The following is a 17,894-nucleotide window of genomic DNA, read 5'->3' as shown; positions in this document are numbered from 1 at the left end:
GCGTTTCTGACAATGGCTATAACACCTCTTTCTCAGTGTCTTTTAGAATGGATTCATCACTAGAAAGTCATCGCTAATATCGGCGTGCATTGATACAGGATTTAAGCATGGAACCTATCTACATTGTCGCAGCAAAACGAACGCCTATCGGCAGTTTCAACGGCGCCCTATCTCCCGTTTCTGCCCCCTTATTGGGTGCCACTGCAATTAAGGGCGCGCTTAGCCAGTGTCATATCAACCCAACCCTGATTGACGAAGTCATTGTCGGCAATGTACTTAGCGCTGGTATTGGAATGGGCCCTGGTCGTCAAGCGGCAATTCAAGCTGGGATTCCAGACACTGTACCGGCCTACACCCTAAATATGATTTGTGGGAGTGGTATGAAAACCGTTATGGACGCGGCCAGTCATATCAAGGCCGGTGACGCTGAGATTGTGGTCGCTTGCGGTATGGAGAGCATGTCTCAAGCGCCGTTTGTACAAACCCATCAAGTCAGAAGTGGCGTTCGTATGGGCAGCATTGCTCTAGAAGACAGTATCATTACCGACGGCTTAACCGATGCGTTTAACCATTACCATATGGGCATCACCGCCGAGAACATTGCCGAGTCATTGTCCATCACTCGTGAAGAGCAAGATGCATTCGCACTTAATAGCCAGTTAAAAGCGGCAGCCGCATTGGAAACGCACGGTTTTCGCTCAGAAATAGAACCTATCGACGTGTCATTACGTCGCAAGCAGTATTCGGTAGAACTCGATGAGTACCCAAAAACCGACACAACATCAGAAAGCCTCGCTCGCTTGCGTCCTGCGTTTAAGAAAGAAGGCACGGTTACCGCGGGTAACGCTTCAGGCATAAATGATGGTGCAGCGGCTATTATTTTGGCCTCTAAATCGGCCGTAGAACGCTATCAACTGCAACCGATGGCCGAAATTGTTAGCTATGCTCAGGCTGGACTCTCTCCCGATGTGATGGGATTAGGGCCGGTTCCCGCGATTGCCAATGCATTGGAAAAAACCTCCTTATCACTGCAAGACATTGAGGTATTTGAACTCAATGAAGCCTTTGCAGCCCAGGCGCTAGGCGTGACGAAGCAGCTGGCCGAACAACACAATGTCGACCCAAACTGGATTCTCGATCGTACCAACCACAATGGCGGCGCTATTGCATTAGGCCACCCACTCGGCGCCTCCGGTATCCGAATTTTAGTGAGCCTTGTGTATGAGCTAGAACGTCAAGACAAAGACTATGGACTTGCGTCACTTTGTATTGGCGGCGGAATGGGAACCGCCGTGATCGTTAAGCGATGTGCAGCCTAGCGATCCACTTCTTAACCCAGCAAATAAAAATAAAGCGATAACAAGAAATTAAGCTAACAACGTCTAGCGCTAAGCCAACTCTGTATAAGGGCAAATTATGAGAAAGAAAATCACCGCCAACGACATTGCCGAAAAACTGCATGACGGAATGACCATTATGATCGGTGGCTTTATGGCCAATGGCGCGCCAGAAGGCCTTATCGACCTATTACTTGAGCACAACATCAAAGATATCACGCTCATTTCAACAGATACTGGCACGCAAACCTCTGGCTCAGGTCGCTTAATTGCCGAAAAACGCATTCAGAAGCTGTTTGCCTCTCACATAGGAACCAACCCAGAAACTGGCAACCAAATGAACGCAGGGACATTGGATGTTGAACTGGTTCCTCAAGGTACATTAGCGGAACGTATTCGTGCTGGCGGTGCTGGACTGGGTGGTATTCTAACCCCAACGGGGCTGGGCACCATGGTGGCAGAAGGGAAACAAGTGATCACCATTGATGGCAAAGACTATTTGTTAGAAAAGCCGCTTCGTGCTGACCTTGCGTTTATACGTGGCTCAATTGTCGATGAAAAAGGCAATGTGTTTTATAAAAAAACCACCCAGAACTTCAACCCATTAATGGCGACGGCTGCCGATCTCGTGATTGTTGAAGCAGAAACCCTTGTCCCGCTCGGTGGCATTGAGCCAGAGTCCGTTCACACCTCTGGGCTCTACGTCGATCATGTTTATCAAAAGGAGGCAAAATAATGACCACGACGTTCTGTACACCTCACCCAGTTTATGGCGATACACCTTTGGCCAGCAAAATAACGGATAAAGCAGTAATACGTCGCAACATTGCATGGCGTGTTGCTCAAGAATTGCATGATGGTGACATTGTTAACCTCGGTATTGGCCTGCCCTCTTTAGTGGCTAATGATATTAATTCTGATGTCGAACTCATTCTGCAGTCAGAAAATGGCTTACTCGGCATCGATGCCATTGCCGACGACAGTAATGCTGACGCCGATCTCGTCAATGCTGGCGGTCAACCGATTACGGCTCGCCTTGGTGCTAGTTACTTTGATAGTGCGGATTCTTTTACTATCATTCGCGGTGGCCATGTCGATGTCACGGTCTTAGGCGCGCTACAAGTCGATGAGCAAGGCAACCTCGCCAACTGGATCATACCGGGAAAAATGGTACCAGGAATGGGCGGGGCGATGGATTTAGTGGTCGGAGCCAAAAAAGTGATTGTGGCGATGGAACACACCGCCAAAGGCAGGCACAAGCTTTTAAAAGCCTGCTCACTACCGTTAACCGCGCTAAACCAAGTTGATATGGTTGTGACAGAGATGGGCGTCATAATTATTCACGGTTCAGAGATGACCTTAACCGAAATCGCGCCAGGATATACACCTGAAGAAGTACAACGAGCTACGGAAGCGGCACTGGTTATTCCCAAACCATTAAAAATTATGCGGCTTCCGGCGTAATAGTTCAGTTTTACAAGTAACTACGTCACAAAAGGCTTGTTTGTCCCGCTTTAAACTTTACCCCGCTGTAAATTACTATGACGCTCCACGCCATAGCTGCCCGTACCCTTTTTCGTTAAGGGGTATGGGCTTTTTTATTTGAATTATAGCCCTTCGTGCTGCTAACGGAATATGAATCACCAATGATAGGCATACCCGTTCGAAAGCTGGATTAGCCAGACTTTACGAGAGCCTATTAGCACCCCGATCTCGTTACGTCAGACGCGTTTTGTGAAGTCCAAGCAACTCAGAGTCAATGAGCTCCGCGCTGTGATTACCGTCTAATCGTTTTTGTAGGGCGATGATTTCAGCATCACCACAGTACCTCGAATCGTGTACAAACCTCATGAATACGGTGGTAATTCGCTTCAAGCTTGCTCCCTTTATCGACAATATGTTCCGGTGTGGTGATTTTGCCGTAATCATGCAGCCATGCCACGATTCGAAACTCTCGCTTTTCATCGTCATTATTGAATTTGAACTAAGCAAAGCTCGCAAGGTCAGACACCTCTGCCGCCTCGTCTAACATCATGCCTAATTCAGGTACGCGATAACAACGCTCACCAGTGATAACAATGCCCGCCAGTATAAGTCACCATTATTATCGTTAGCGCTACAGTAACCACCTATGCATAAATTTCACTTATGTATTATCTAAAGCCTGCTCCATACATACCGCAAGACATAGTTGTTACGATTATCACCACCAAACCATATAAGAAGATTAGGTCAATCAATGAGAATACTATTTAATCTATACGCACTAGTACTAGCTTGTATTGCTATCTATTGTGCGGTACTTATGACTGAACCTGGGCAACAACTTGATGTCCCTCGTGACTGGGTACTTAACTACTATCGATATATGGAAGTATTTTGGTTAGCACAAACTCTGGCTCTTGCCGGATTATGGCTAATAAACGTTAAAGGAAAATTCTGGAAACCCATTTGGATGTATGCGGCGACCGCTGGTGTAGCATTTACATTCTGGGCTCAATCTTACGCCATGCCAACAGCGTTTCCGACCGAACAGTTCAGCGCTAATTTTTACTCGGTAGAACATGCAGACAAAGTCATCCCGGAAGAAGACCCTAGGGTTTATGTGACCCAAATTAATGGTGAGACCCGTATTTTCCCTCGCTATCACCTGCAAGTACCACATGTTGCTGGCTGGGAGTCTGGTGGTACCGAATACGCGGTCACTTACTGTGGTCTCTCGAACTTACCTATGGTCGTTGAAACAGACTACGGACTTGGTGATTCAGACTTTCAAGTTCTTGGGCAAACACATAACAACTTGATCTTTAAAGACGTCAATAATGGCACGGCGATTCAACAAATAACCATGCAGTCTGAGTTCACTGATCACAACACAAACGTGCATCCAAACACACAAATGGATTGGAGCCAAGCAAAAGAGATGTACCCCGACGCAATGGTGTACATATATGGCATGGAACGGATGATTGATAGTGTCATTCTTGGCCTGTTTGAAAAACCACTCAAGAACCAACGAAACATTGATAATCCAGATTTCATCTTTGACACATTAAACCTTGAGGATGTACGTCTCAACCCGAAGTTAGAGATTTTTGGCTATGATAATGGCGTTGAACAAATCGCAATAGACCCAAACTTTGCACGAGTTAATGACGGCTTTGAATTTTATTTAGGCGAGGAGCTGCTCACTATCGATACAGATGGTCATGTTGTTCGAATCATAGATGAAACTGGAACACAAGTTGCCACACATAACGGCGTTCACTATGGTATTTGGACCCAGTTTTTCCCACAAACTCGCATATTAACGACTGATAGAGAAAATTCGTAACAACACATATTCGTAATAACCCATGAGTGTAAACCCACCCCCTTCTCAATAAATAATATTGAGAAGGGGGTGGGTTACCTATAAATGATCATCATAAAAGAAGCTAAAACGACTCTGCCGATGTATTTATTCAACTGCTGAGAGACCATGATCAAGCTAAACAACGCCTGTTCTGTGGCCATTTTAATTAAAACAGGTTGGCAGTGACGCCGCTACCATCAAATTCATTATCATCGCCACGACAACCCACACACGCGCTACCACGGTGACTCGCGGTAAACCTTCACCGCCCCCCATTACTCTACCCTTGAAAAACAAACCTATTCCCTTACGTTACTCCTCAAGGTTAACCAGACTAAAGACAAGTTTTTTATCACAACATGAGCTTTATAACGTGAGTCTCGCGAATTAAATTGGAATAGTTCTGAACTTCCGAACAGTAGGTTTTATGAGACTAGCGCTTGATCCTTATAATAGCAGCCAACCAGAGCAACTAAATGACATTATGAACAGATTTCCTATCTCACTATCGAATATTTAATGATCAGAATAATAAACGTTATAAGAGTGCCTATTAAGCATTGCTCTATGCACTTTAACTATTATTAACCTAATACCAATGAAGTCATGGTGTTACTAAACGTCATTTTATCAAGTTTGCCATTGTCACTATATCAGAATCAATTTAACCATTAAGGGTCGGTTATGAACCACATATCTTCAGCTTACTCGATAAAAAAACAGCAACGTGTACGCCGTACCATATTAGTTGTCGTTTCTGCTGCTTTAGCACTGGCTGCAATCATAGCAACCAGCGAGAACAAACCAGAATTCGATCTAAGTGACTCCTCAAAAAAAAACACGCTCGCTATCAGTGGACCTTGGGAATTCACCTCTATCGACCCATCTCTGCATGGTTATATCTACACCAGAATGCAAGTGCTCGAAACACTGCTTAACATCAATGACAAGGGAGCGATTATCGCAGGACTCGCATCAAACTGGCAGAGCAGTGACGATAATCTAATCTGGCGGTTTACTTTACGAAGCGGCGTAAAATTCCATGACGGACAAGAGATGGATGCTGAAGCGGTTGTAAATTCTTTAAAATTTGCCCAACGTAAGCATGGCGTATTAAATACGGCGGAGATAACCAATATTTCCGCCGTCAGTAACAATGAAGTCCAAATAACATTAGCAAAGCCATATACGGCCTTCACATCACTATTAACGCACTATTCCACGGCTATCCTCTCGCCCGATTCCTATAAAATCAATGGCGCTATTGGCACATTGTACGGCTCGGGACCGTATCAGGTGGCTGAGTTCGCGCCGCCTCATAAGCTGACCGTTAAGAAGTTCAACGACTATTGGGGACACAAGCCAACGATCAAATATGCGACTTACCTAACGGGCCATCGTGTTGAAAGCCGCATTTTACAAGCAAAATCGGGTGAAGCGGATATCGTATTTACCCTTGGTGCTTCCATGCTTGGGCAACAAGAGAGCGATGAAGCTGTGTTGCATAGCACGATAATGCCTCGTACATTGATGGTTAAGCTTAACTCTAGTCACCCATGTCTTGACTCTATTGCCGCTCGCAAAGCGCTTAGCCTGGCAATCGATCGCTCTTCCATCGCCAGCAATGTGCTCGATGCCAACAATTCGGAAACGGTTCAAATTATGCCAAGTGCTTTGTCACAGTGGCATATAGAAGAGGCAGATCGCGATGAATACAGTTTAAATAAAGCCAATGAACTGCTCGCTGGCTTAGGTTGGACGCGTAATGCATCCGGCTTACTAGAGCGTAATGGTATGCCATTTACACTCACCATGATGACGTATGCAGATCGTCCAGAGTTAACAGCCGTTGCCACAGCAATCCAAGCACAATGGGCGAAACTGGGTGTGAAGCTTAAAATTGACGTCACTAACTCAAGCATGATTCCAGCAGGTCACAATGATGATTCCTTAGAAGTGGCTTTAATCGCTAGAAACTTTGGTACAACCGGCGACCCTCTATCTATTATGAATAACGACTTTACCCATGGAGGTGGTGATTGGGGTGCCATGAATTGGCACAATTCTGAAGTGGACCAAGCGATGGAAGCGCTCATCCTCTCGCCGGATCCTAAGACGTCGTATGAACTAAGCCAAAAAGTCGCCACTATTATTTATCAAGAAGCACCGGTATTCGCCATTACGAGTTACACAGAAAACACTGGCGTTAATAAGCGAGTTAAAAACTTTAGGTTTGACCCATTTGAACGTGACTACTTTATCAACCAAATGGAGCTGAAGTAATGTTGTGGTCACTGATTAGGAACCGCCTCACTCAACTCATCTTGGTCACGTGGGGAGTAGGCTCGCTTACCTTTATTATGATGCGCAGCCTTCCTGGTGATATGGCACACCGTATCGCGGCGGGACGATACGGCCAAGATAACGTGGACTCAGCAGCAGCGGAACTCGTTCGGCAAGAGTTAAATCTTGATCAGGGGTGGTTTAGCAGCTACGTCGATTGGATGGCGGACTTGTTGCAATTTAACTTAGGTCACTCTTTAGTCAGTGGCTTGCCTGTCAGTGAGGCAGTACAGCATCAGCTAGGACACTCATTAATACTCGCAGGCGTTGGTATTGCCTTATCAATAATGATCGCTCTGCCGTTAGGGACGTTATCGGCCAAAAAAGAGGGGCGCTTTAACTCACTGGTCGTCTGGCTTTCTACATTCACAAAGGCAATGCCAGTATTTGTTCTCGGTTTAGTTATGATTCTCATTTTTTCAATGGAACTCAAGCTATTACCTGTTGCTGGATTTGGCACTTGGCAACATGCCGTTCTTCCAAGTTTAACGCTTGCGGTCAGCTTAGCCGCCGTGTCAAATCGAGTCGTTTTTAACAGTGTTCGCCACGTTTTACGCTCGCCATTTTACTTATTTTCGAGAGTGAAAGGACTACGAGAGAGGTCTACTTTTTTTCGTCACGGCATCCGTAACATGGCCGTTCCAGTCGTTGCATTTATTGGCATTCAGTTAGTCAGTGTCATCGAAGGGATCGTTATGATTGAATCGCTGTTTTCATGGCCAGGCATTGGGCATGGGTTAGCGCACGCGATTTTTGCACGAGATATTCCAATAATTCAAGGTTGTGCATTTTCCATGGGCGCGCTATTTGTTGCCCTAAATACCGTTGTCGACATGATGTGTTACTGGATTGACCCAAGAGGCCAACAAGAAGAATGATGAAGATACTTAATTTAAATCAAAAGGTCGGCCTGTTTCTTTTATTCGGTCTGTTTACTTTTGCAGCTCTCGTGAGTTGGTTGTCCCCTTACACCATAGGTGAGCAAGCGCTCTCTCATCGCCTGATGGCGCCAAACGCAGAACATTGGTTTGGAACCGACCAATTCGGCCGGGATATGATGACTCGATTGGCCAGCGCCATCACCCTGTCATTTACACTTAGCGTGCTGTGTTTAGTCAGCTCTGCCACGCTTGGTATCGCACTCGGCGTTGGTTCTGCTTGGGCAGGCGGTCGTGTAGAGAAAATTCTCGAGATTATCGTCAACATTGTATTAGCGCTGCCGGGGTTGGTATTGGTCTTGATGTTGGCCGCCATTGTGCCAGGGTCATTTTTTATTATGTATTTGGCGATATCACTCGTCCTATGGGTGGAATACTACCGGGTTAGCCGAGCCATCACTCGAACTCTAATGAACAGTCCTGAGCGACAGGTTTCCTTAATGATGGGGTTTGGAAAATGGTATCAGTTTAAGCGCCATATTTGGCCTGCGATGGCCCCTTCGGTTTTCACAATGGCCGCTTTTAGTGGCGCAAACGCCATACTCATGATGGCATCACTTGGCTTTGTTTATGTCGGGATACAGCCCCCTCTAGCGGAACTCGGTTTGATGACTGTCGAGCTTTTCCCATTTTACAGCGAAGCGCCATGGGTGTTGGCACAACCATTATTGGTGGTCGCGCTACTGGTACTTGGGTTTCACTTGTTAGCAGGAGGGAGTCATGAATCTCTTAATTCAACTGACTGATTTATCCATTTATACCAAAGACAGCGTGCTACTTGAGCCCTTGTCATTAAAACTATATCAAGACAAGCCATTAACCATTCTTGGTGAAACCGGTGCTGGTAAAAGCTTACTGGCTCAGGCGGTGGTAGGCCTATTACCTAGCGAGTTATCTCAATGCGGTAATATTCAAGTATTTGGCAATCATCATGACCGCCATTCATTAATGAACCTATGGGGCAAAAAAATCACCATGCTGCCTCAAGAACCATGGCACGCGCTCGACCCCTTAATGCCTAGCTATCAACAGGTATCGGAAGTGTACGAATGTTTACATAACGAAAGTGAAGAGCAAGCGTTTCATCATTCCATGAGTGAGCTCGATAAAGTAGGATTAACAGACAGCGCATTTAAGCGCCCCGGTCAGCTATCTGGCGGTATGGCGCAACGCCTAGCCGTCACGGCAGCAACAGCGGGTGGTGCAACGCTGATATTAGCCGACGAACCCACCAAAGGTTTAGACGTAAATCGCCGTAACGACATTGTCCACCAACTTCTTGACGCCGCCAAGGGAGGCGGTTTGCTGACAATTACCCACGACATCGATGTCGCCCGCCAAATTGGTGGTGATATCATCGTAATGAAAAAAGGGAGCGTGGTCGAAATGGGCGGCGCTGAACAAATACTCAATGACCCGCAACACGATTATACTCGATCCTTGATCAACGCAACGCCAAGAAACTGGGACGAACGAGCGAAAAGTTTTGATGAGAATACGCCTGTTTTGCAGGTGAGCGACTTAGTGATTGGCCGAAATAAACAAGCATTATCCAAAGGTATTGATTTCACCATTCATGCAGGTGAAGTCGTGGGGATAATCGGTGACAGTGGTTGCGGAAAAAGCACCTTAGGCGACACCTTACTTGGGTTACTGTCTCCAATTAAAGGTCTGGTGAGCAAAAAAACGACAAAGGCAAAACCTTATCAATGGCTAAAACTTTTTCAAGATCCACCCGCCGCGTTTACATCCAGTGTGTCTTTGGGGGTATTGCTAGAGGATCTCATTACCCTCCACAACATAGATCGCAGTAGAATTGCGCCTTTAATGTCGAAGCTAAATCTGGCGCCTGAATTATTAGAACGTAAAAGCGATGCCGTGTCCGGCGGTGAACTGCAACGGTTTGCGATTTTACGAGCATTACTACTCGACCCTGTATTTTTGTTTGCTGATGAACCAACTTCACGACTGGATCCAGTCATTGCGAAGGAAGTGACCGATTTATTGGTCGATTTAGCAAAAAAACAAAACTGTGCATTACTTCTTGTCAGTCACGATCCTCACCTGATAGAAAAGCGATGTGACACGGTCATCAGCTTATAATCAATAAGTAGCGACCCAAAATAATAAGGCCAACGCGAAAAATACTTCGCGCCTGGCTTTTAGCTCAATTATCTTTTTCATTTTTCAATTCTAAACATAGCGTTATTTTTTCATCATTAACTTGATTCTTGAAGCGAGCGAGAAGTAGTCGTAATTTGGGGTGTATATACGTTTTACAAAAAGGCTTATCCGGCGAATTATATAAGTAGTGCTGAAATTCATCTTTATTAGCCTTAAATGCATAAAATGGCAGCACTTGGGTGATAATGGCTTCATCAAAATCACTTTGTAAGACGCCGACGATATTTTTTGCTTCTTGATTTTGATTGTCATTATAGGTGTATATTGCCGAGCGGTACTTTTCCCGCATAGAGTGGTTAGATGTGGACGCATGCGTATGCAAATGTATCTCGATTAATGTCTGCAAAGAAATCACAGATTGATCAAAATAGACTTCAATAGCCTCAGATAATGCCGCGTGATCGTCAATTGAGGCTATCCAACCTTGCTTCACCTCTTTAATACCTGTCAGTGATTCGAACACGCCTTCGGTACACCAGTGGCACCCACCGCCTAACCCTATCTTACTGACGTTTTCATTTTGCATTTAGGGGTACCTTTCATCACTATTGAAGCTACGTCAAATGACTCATGTTACATGAGAGTAGCAGAATCAGATTGATGAATACTGTATTTATGGGGCTTCAATTCGAACAATGAACATAGACGTTAGCGTTATTTGCGAAGTTGATATGGCGAGCGCAGGTGTCGTTAACATGACAAATCAACCATGCGGAAATGGTTGGCGAACCGGCGTTCGTTCAGACAGCGTGACCACTTCCCAATAAGTCTTTACGTATGTCGTTTGCAATAACGTCATTCATTAATTAACGGCTGGAAACTAAAGGGGCTATGCCCCTTTTAATAGGTAAAAACGATAGCAGATTCGGGTGTTATGTCGTCTTCAGAAGAGATAAGTTACTTTTATGTTAAAACGACCTATTTGGGGCAAAATTCGTCGCCTTGGGCGACGAATTAATAATGACGGACATAGGCTTACATCGTTGGAAAATTGAAGCTGCTGGTGTGCTCCTCCAAACGCACGCTGGCTGGCCATCGGCTTGTCACGGTTTTCATTCGTGTATAAAAACGAACACCGTCGCCACCGTGCATATTTAATGGCCCAAAGATCGAGCGCTTCCATCCGCCAAAACTGTGAAACGCCATAGGCACCGGTAATGGCACATTCACACCCACCATTCCGGCAAGCACTTCTTCTTCAAACTGACGAGCAGTTTCGCCGTCACGAGTGAAAATTGCCGTGCCGTTACCGTATTCATGGCGATTGATCAGCTCCAATCCCGTTGCGTAACTAGGCACACGGACGATGGCGAGCACCGGACCAAAGATTTCTTCTTGGTAAATGGTCATCTCTGGCGTGACATGATCAAACAGTGTCGGTCCCACAAAATAACCTTGCTCGTAGCCTGGGACTGAGAGTTCACGCCCATCAACGAGCAACGATGCGCCTTGCTCGACACCATTTGTGACAAGGTCACAAATCTTTTGTTTGTGCGGCGCTGAAATCACCGGTCCCATGTCATTTTCTTTACCTTCAACGATACCCGGACCCACTTGCATCGTTGCTATTTGAGTTTGTAACTTATCAATTAATCGGTCCGCCGTTTCATCTCCCACCGCGACCACCACCGATAACGCCATACACCGTTCGCCCGCCGCGCCGTAAGCTGCGCCCATAATGGCATTAGAGGCCATATCTAAATCCGCATCAGGCATCACTAAGCAATGATTCTTAGCACCGCCTAATGCCTGGCACCGTTTGCCGTGCGCAGAAGCCGTTGCATAAATGTATTCTGCTATAGGCGTTGAACCAACAAAACTCACCGCTTGAACACGTTCATCCGTTAGCAGAACATCCACCGCTTCCTTGTCCCCTTGAACCACGTTGAACACACCGTCAGGTAAACCCGCTTGCTTAAGCAAGAGCGCTAGCTCGATTGCCAGAGAAGGATCCTTCTCTGACGGTTTTAATACAAACGTATTACCCGTTGCCAACGCAATCGGAAACATCCACATGGGAACCATTGCAGGGAAGTTAAACGGGGTAATACCAACGCAAACCCCTAAAGGTTGCATCAGTGAGTGGCTATCCACACCCGTCCCCACATTAGAGGAGTGCTCGCCTTTTTGTAAATGTGGAATGCCACATGCAAACTCCACCACTTCAAGCCCACGTGCCAGTTCCCCTACTGCATCCGAATACACCTTGCCATGCTCACTAGAAATCAAACGAGCCAAGCGATCAAGATTTTCTTCGACTAACGCTTTAAAGGCAAATAACACTCGGGCCCGTTTTAGTGGCGCGGTTTTCGCCCAGCCGGTGTAAGCATGTTGAGCAGCCGAAATCGCGTGTTGAGTTTGCGCTTCATCGCTGAGTATCACCTGCTTGGTCTGCTGCCCCGTTGCTGGGTCAAAAACGGCAGAAACACGGTGAGGTTGCGGATTACCAACGGTAGCTTTAATTGCACCATTAACAAAATTAAATACGGTTTTCATAACTGTGTTCCTTAATTTGATACCAATGTGGCAGATTCGGTTTGTGAAAAACGATGCGCTGAGTTTGCATTCGGCTGGTTTAATTGGCGTTCGCGCCATGCCGTGATTAATCGTTGATAGTTTGTTTTTACTTGAGCGACGAACTCGTCATCCCCTATATCTTTTGCCAGCCACAAGGTAGACGGTAACCCAAAGATTGTGCGCCCTACAGCGAACCCTTTGACCAGTGAGCACCCTGCTGCCGCGTTAAATCCAGCTTTCACCTCATCAATAGGTGCATCCAAACCGAGTATCAATACGCCACGGCAATGAGGGTCATTATCTTGAATGAGGCTTTCCACTTGGGTCCATGAAGAAGGCGACAATGGTGGCAATTTCCACCAATCCGGTTTGACATCTATCGCGTAGAATTGATGTATTAATCGAAGATAAAGCTCGTCGTTGGCGTCGCAACCTTTAGGTAAGATAACCTCAAGAAGCAAATCATGGCCGGATTGACAGCAGGCTTGGTAGACGTCTTTAACCGTTTTTTCCTGGGCTTGACGAAGCGTCAGATCATCATCTGGATGACAAAAAACAAGACATTTCACGACATGTTCCAATGGCCATGAACGAAGCTGTGAACCAATATCACCATGCTCAAGTTGTAAGGGCCGAGAACCTGGTAATTCAACAGGCCTGCCGACCCACGTCCCCGCTCCTGTCACCGCATTAAGCACCGATTGGCCATATCTGCTGTCACAAAGTACACCCGACTTTTGGGCTAGATTCTCCTCAAGGGCGACCTCTTGTGACGCGCGGTAGAGTAATGATTTTAGCCTAGGGATTTGAGAAAGATCAGCGCCAGCATGTTGAGCCATTTGTTCAAATTGACTACGATGGTCAAACGCCAAAACACAGAGTTCGTCCCATTGAGTCCGGCGCGTGGTGACTCGGTGTAGGTGGTTGAGTTGAGCGTCTTGGTCTGGTCTTAATACGTGTTGGGCGCGAGCTAAGTAATTATCAAGTTCTTCCTTGGTAGGCATAGCAGGTGCGCAGCCATGACGAGAGACCACTAGTGCACCGCACGCATTCGCATAAGCGCACGCTTTTTCCCAACCTTCATTATTGAGGTAACCACGAAGAAGCCCAGACATAAATGCATCGCCCGCACCAAGTACATTAAGGACATCCACTTTTACGCCCTCAATAGTGATACCCTCATCTAATGATTCAGGCACGTTACCAGAAAAGACAGAACAACCTAACGCGCCTCGTTTGCACACTAGTTCGGCTTGACTCACCGAGCGAACCGCTCTCAAGGCTGCCACCGTGTCTGTAGAACCACCCGCAATATGAAACTCTTCTTCAGTACCCACGACCAAATCGAAAAGAGGCAACACTTGTTGAAGTTGCGACGTCACTTTCGCAGAATCAATAAATCGAGTCTCCCCATCGCCTAAGCTCGTCAGCCCCCAAAGAACGGGGCGATAATCGATATCCAGCGCCGTCTTTACGCCGTGCTTCTTTGCATATTGTAAAGCCAGCAATACCGCCTCTCGCGTTTTTGGATGAGAAAGGTGTGTGCCCGTAATCGCCAAGCATCGAGCCGATGCAATATACGACTCTGAAATATCGTCCACACTAAGGGCCATATCAGCACAGTTATCACGATAGAAGATCAATGGGAAAGTCTCTTCATCCTTAATACCGAGCAGTACTAAAGCCGTCAATCGGTCATGATCAGTGATGAGATACTGAGTATCCACACCAACAGATTGCAATTCTTCCCGAATAAACCGCCCCATATGTTCGTCGCCAACACGAGCGAGCATCGACGATTTCAATCCCTGCCTTGCGGTCCCATAGGCGACGTTACCAGACGACCCGCCTAAATATTTTGAGAATGACCCCATCGATTCTAGCCGCGCACCAACTTGTTGCCCATAAAGGTCAACCGCGACTCTGCCCAAACAAATCAGATCCAGTGTTTTTTCTTCCAACTTCATTAGGTGCTCCAACTGAAATAACAAGACGTCGCCTTCATTTACAGTAAGCGGCCAAGAACCAATACCGCATGTTTCAACAAATTAAATCAACGCCAAGAATGAACATTTCATTCTACTGACCCCTTTATATGAAACGTTCATTTCAAGATCAACATAAATTGAAACTTTTAGTTCACATCAGTGATCGAGACGACATTCTTTGAAAGCTTAGACTTTAGTATTAGATATAAAATGAAAATTATAGAAAATATTTTTCACTCTATTTTTCATCTTCATCTTTGTCATGACGAGTTGGATTAAATTATTAAAATCAATAACTTATATTGACACAAAAAATAAGCATATTTTTAATCCTTATTAAACAATACGTTAAGCAAACACCTTGAAGCATAATCAGCCATAACCATAAGATCTATGTAACAATTTTAACAATACGTTATCATGCACACTAGCGTTCTTAACTTTCTCGGCATATAGTTCCCCACGCAAACAATGAAAAATATTTTTCAATAGAATTAATGTAACAAATAATGTTCCAAAGACGGAACATTGATGTCAAGTCGCTTTCATATGATGGAATTTGAATTCATTTCACTTCCTAAAAGGATCGAATTTGGCCGCCAACATTATAAAAACTAGGAGGCATATAATGTCATCAGCAATCGCGAGACTATCGCAATACATAACATTCAAAATTACTCGAGTAAAAAACGTGCCGAAGCGCCTCATTCAAGCTTGCGTCATCGCCATTAGCTTAATGGGTCTTGTCGCCTGTGGTGGCGAAGAAACAAAGTCTGACGTAGTCACAATTGGAGTCGCGATTCCAAACTTTGATGACACGTTCCTTGTTAATATGAAAGATTCAATGACGGCCTATGCCGCCAAACAAGACAATCTTGAACTTATCTTTGTTGATGCCAAAGAAGATACGGTCAAGCAACTTGGCCAGGTCCAAAACTTCATCATCCAGCAGGTCGACGGCATTATTCTCGTTCCGGTCAACACCGACGCCACTCAACCTATGACAGACAAAATTTTGGATGCTGGCATCGAGTTGGTCTACCTCAATCGTCGCCCTTCTTATTTGCCAGAAGGTGTTGCTTACGTTGGGTCTGAAGAACTGCAGTTCGGTAAAGAACAAGCTAAATATGTCGCCGATAAAAGTGATGGCGGTAACATCGGTATTTTGATGGGCATGATGACCATTGAAGCGGCAATTCTTCGTACTGAAGGCGTTGAGGACTACTTTCAAGACAAACCTGATTTCAACATCATCCGCAAGCAAACTGCATTATGGCAACGTTCGCAAGCCATGGTTGTTATGGAGAACTGGATCAATTCAGGTGACAAACTGGACGTCATCATTGCCAACAACGATGACATGGCATTAGGTGCCATTCAGGCGTTACGTGCCGCAGGCAAACTTGATGACACGATTGTTGTCGGCGTTGACGCCACCCCGGATGGACTCATGGCGATTGAAAGTGGTGCATTAGATGCCACCGTATTCCAAGACGGCGGCGGACAAGCGCGTGGCGCGATTGATGCGGCGCTCAACGGCATCCATAAACAACCACGTGAAAAAATCACCTGGATTCCTGCAGAACTCGTCACCAAAGACAACCTCGCTGAATTCAAAGCGAAACAAGGTTAACACCACCTTTACTCATATGTTCTATGCCCCTTTTCCCGTTGGACAAGAAGCGGTGCATAGAACATTTCAAACGGAGCGGTAATTATGAGTCAAGCCCTATTAGAAATGCGTGGTATTTCTAAATCCTTCCCCGGAGTCAAAGCCCTCGATAATGTGCAACTGACATTAAAAGAGGGGCGAGTTATGGCCTTAATGGGTGAAAATGGTGCCGGAAAATCCACCCTAATGAAAGTACTCTTTGGGATCTACCAAAGAGATGATGGCACCATTCGCTATCAGGGAGAAACCGTCAACTTCACGGGTGCTAAAGATGCCCTTGAAGCCGGAATTTCAATGATTCATCAAGAGCTGTCCCCTATTCTTCATCGCAGTATTGCTGAAAACATTTGGTTAGGTAGGGAGCCAACTAAAGGGCCGTTCAAGCTCATCGATCACGGAAAAATGTATCGTGATACCACCAAGCTATTAGAAAAATTAGATTTGCATCTTGATCCCAGAACGCCCATGAGTGAGTTGACGGTCGCAACCATGCAAATGATTGAGATTTCAAAGGCCATCTCCTACCACTCCAAGATCATCATCATGGATGAGCCAACTTCAGCTCTAACCGGCAAGGAAGTCGATCATTTATTTGAAATTATTGAGCTGCTTAAATCTCAGGGGGTGGCCGTCGTCTATATCAGCCACAAAATGGACGAGATATTTCGAATCTGTGACGACATTACGGTTTTTCGAGATGGTAATTTTATTGGAGAACGAGAAGCCTCGGCGACCAACAACGACGAGTTGGTTCACATGATGGTGGGACGCAATCTCGGTGATGTTTACCCACCGATCACAGCCAAACCCGGCAAGGTCAGACTCGACGTCAGAAACCTCTCGGTGGAGGGGCAATTCAGTGACATCAGTTTCAAACTGCACGAAGGCGAGATCCTTGGGATTGCCGGGCTTGTAGGATCGGGTCGCACCGAACTGATTGAAACACTTTTTGGTGTGAGAAAAAAAGATGTTGGCGAGATTTGGATCAACGGAGACAAGGTTGAAATAAAAACACCAACAGATGCCATCAACCACAAAATGGCCTTTCTCACAGAAGATCGTCGCCATTCTGGCCTCTATTTGATGCTGGATATCTTTGCTAACACCTCGATTGCCCATCTTGATGCGTATCGCAATAAAGTGGTGAATCTACTCGATGTACGAAAGATGCAAAAAGATTGCTCAACACAGTGTTCAACTCTCAAAGTAAAAACGCCTGGTATGTCAGAAGCGATTGACAACTTGAGCGGTGGTAACCAACAAAAAGTATTACTTGCTCGCTGGATGCTGACTAAGCCCGACATCCTTTTCCTCGATGAACCCACGCGAGGTATTGATGTCGGCGCAAAATCCGAGATCTACAAACTGATGCGCCTGCTCACTGGCATGGGAAAAAGTCTGGTCATGATCTCGTCTGAATTACCTGAGGTAATCGGCATGAGTGACCGTATTCTCGTCATGCACGATGGTCAATTCAAAGGTGAACTGGACGGCCATGAGGCCTCGCAACAACAAGTCATGTCATTAGCGTTCAACTAGGAACACAAGCTAGCCCAACAT

13 protein-coding genes and 1 pseudogene are annotated in these 17,894 nt (G+C 45.8%); 10 read left to right on the top strand and 4 right to left on the bottom strand.

What is annotated here, in order from left to right; translation table 11 throughout:
- Nucleotides 1-107 precede the first annotated feature (107 nt).
- The 3 genes from ACE1OE_RS19620 to ACE1OE_RS19610 all read left to right on the top strand — a co-directional run bounded on the left by ACE1OE_RS19620 (nt 108) and on the right by ACE1OE_RS19610 (nt 2,801).
- On the top strand, nt 108-1,319 hold the full coding sequence (locus tag ACE1OE_RS19620; protein ID WP_449212038.1) for an acetyl-CoA C-acetyltransferase: 1,212 nt from the start codon (nt 108-110) through the stop codon (nt 1,317-1,319).
- Nucleotides 1,320-1,416: 97 nt separating this feature from the next.
- Nucleotides 1,417-2,073, top strand: a complete 657-nt coding sequence (locus tag ACE1OE_RS19615; protein WP_449212037.1) for a CoA transferase subunit A — start codon at nt 1,417-1,419, stop codon at nt 2,071-2,073.
- Nucleotides 2,073-2,801: a 3-oxoacid CoA-transferase subunit B gene (locus ACE1OE_RS19610; RefSeq protein WP_449212036.1), complete on the top strand. Its 729-nt coding sequence runs from the start codon at nt 2,073-2,075 to the stop codon at nt 2,799-2,801. Before ACE1OE_RS19615 ends, ACE1OE_RS19610 begins: the two co-directional genes overlap by 1 nt.
- 282 nt (nt 2,802-3,083) lie before the next feature.
- Here the strand turns inward: ACE1OE_RS19610 and ACE1OE_RS19605 are convergent.
- Nucleotides 3,084-3,408: pseudogene (locus ACE1OE_RS19605) on the bottom strand (HD domain-containing phosphohydrolase); the annotation flags it as partial.
- Nucleotides 3,409-3,576: 168 nt separating this feature from the next.
- On the opposite strand from ACE1OE_RS19605, the gene ACE1OE_RS19600 reads away from it, so the two are divergent.
- The 5 genes from ACE1OE_RS19600 to ACE1OE_RS19580 all read left to right on the top strand — a co-directional run bounded on the left by ACE1OE_RS19600 (nt 3,577) and on the right by ACE1OE_RS19580 (nt 10,076).
- Entirely contained in the window at nt 3,577-4,671 is a 1,095-nt protein-coding gene (locus ACE1OE_RS19600) for a DUF3179 domain-containing (seleno)protein (RefSeq protein ID WP_449212035.1), read from the top strand.
- A gap of 705 nt (nt 4,672-5,376) precedes the next feature.
- Nucleotides 5,377-6,975: an ABC transporter substrate-binding protein gene (locus ACE1OE_RS19595; RefSeq protein WP_449212034.1), complete on the top strand. Its 1,599-nt coding sequence runs from the start codon at nt 5,377-5,379 to the stop codon at nt 6,973-6,975.
- A gap of 2 nt (nt 6,976-6,977) precedes the next feature.
- Entirely contained in the window at nt 6,978-7,913 is a 936-nt protein-coding gene (locus ACE1OE_RS19590; RefSeq protein ID WP_449212078.1) for an ABC transporter permease, read from the top strand.
- The gene (locus tag ACE1OE_RS19585) at nt 7,910-8,719 is read left to right on the top strand and encodes an ABC transporter permease (RefSeq protein WP_449212033.1); all 810 of its coding nucleotides are present in this window, start codon (nt 7,910-7,912) and stop codon (nt 8,717-8,719) included. The genes ACE1OE_RS19590 and ACE1OE_RS19585 overlap by 4 nt, the downstream gene beginning before the upstream one ends.
- Complete coding sequence (locus ACE1OE_RS19580; RefSeq protein ID WP_449212032.1) at nt 8,694-10,076, top strand: ABC transporter ATP-binding protein; 1,383 nt, start codon at nt 8,694-8,696, stop codon at nt 10,074-10,076. The genes ACE1OE_RS19585 and ACE1OE_RS19580 overlap by 26 nt, the downstream gene beginning before the upstream one ends.
- 64 nt (nt 10,077-10,140) lie before the next feature.
- Here the strand turns inward: ACE1OE_RS19580 and ACE1OE_RS19575 are convergent, their stop codons facing one another.
- The 3 genes from ACE1OE_RS19575 to ACE1OE_RS19565 all read right to left on the bottom strand — a co-directional run bounded on the left by ACE1OE_RS19575 (nt 10,141) and on the right by ACE1OE_RS19565 (nt 14,641).
- Nucleotides 10,141-10,683 carry a peptide-methionine (S)-S-oxide reductase gene (locus ACE1OE_RS19575; protein WP_449212031.1) on the bottom strand — a complete coding sequence of 181 codons (543 nt, stop codon included), beginning with the start codon at nt 10,681-10,683 and terminating at the stop codon, nt 10,141-10,143.
- Between the two features lie 449 nt (nt 10,684-11,132).
- Nucleotides 11,133-12,653: a CoA-acylating methylmalonate-semialdehyde dehydrogenase gene (locus ACE1OE_RS19570; protein WP_449212030.1), complete on the bottom strand. Its 1,521-nt coding sequence runs from the start codon at nt 12,651-12,653 to the stop codon at nt 11,133-11,135.
- Between the two features lie 11 nt (nt 12,654-12,664).
- Nucleotides 12,665-14,641, bottom strand: coding sequence for a bifunctional 5-dehydro-2-deoxygluconokinase/5-dehydro-2-deoxyphosphogluconate aldolase (locus ACE1OE_RS19565; protein WP_449212029.1), 1,977 nt, complete (start codon nt 14,639-14,641; stop codon nt 12,665-12,667).
- Nucleotides 14,642-15,290: 649 nt separating this feature from the next.
- Here ACE1OE_RS19565 and ACE1OE_RS19560 point away from each other — a divergent pair.
- Both ACE1OE_RS19560 and ACE1OE_RS19555 read left to right on the top strand, forming a co-directional pair.
- A complete protein-coding gene (locus ACE1OE_RS19560) occupies nt 15,291-16,295 on the top strand; it encodes a sugar ABC transporter substrate-binding protein (RefSeq protein WP_449212028.1) in 1,005 nt (334 codons plus the stop codon).
- An 84-nt stretch (nt 16,296-16,379) separates the two neighbouring features.
- A complete protein-coding gene (locus ACE1OE_RS19555; protein ID WP_449212027.1) occupies nt 16,380-17,873 on the top strand; it encodes a sugar ABC transporter ATP-binding protein in 1,494 nt (497 codons plus the stop codon).
- The last annotated feature ends 21 nt before the right edge of the window (nt 17,874-17,894 follow it).

This window comes from Vibrio sp. E150_011, from assembly GCF_053544015.1.
Note: the sequence above shows the minus strand (reverse complement) of the source record. Positions and strands in the feature narration are given on the sequence as shown.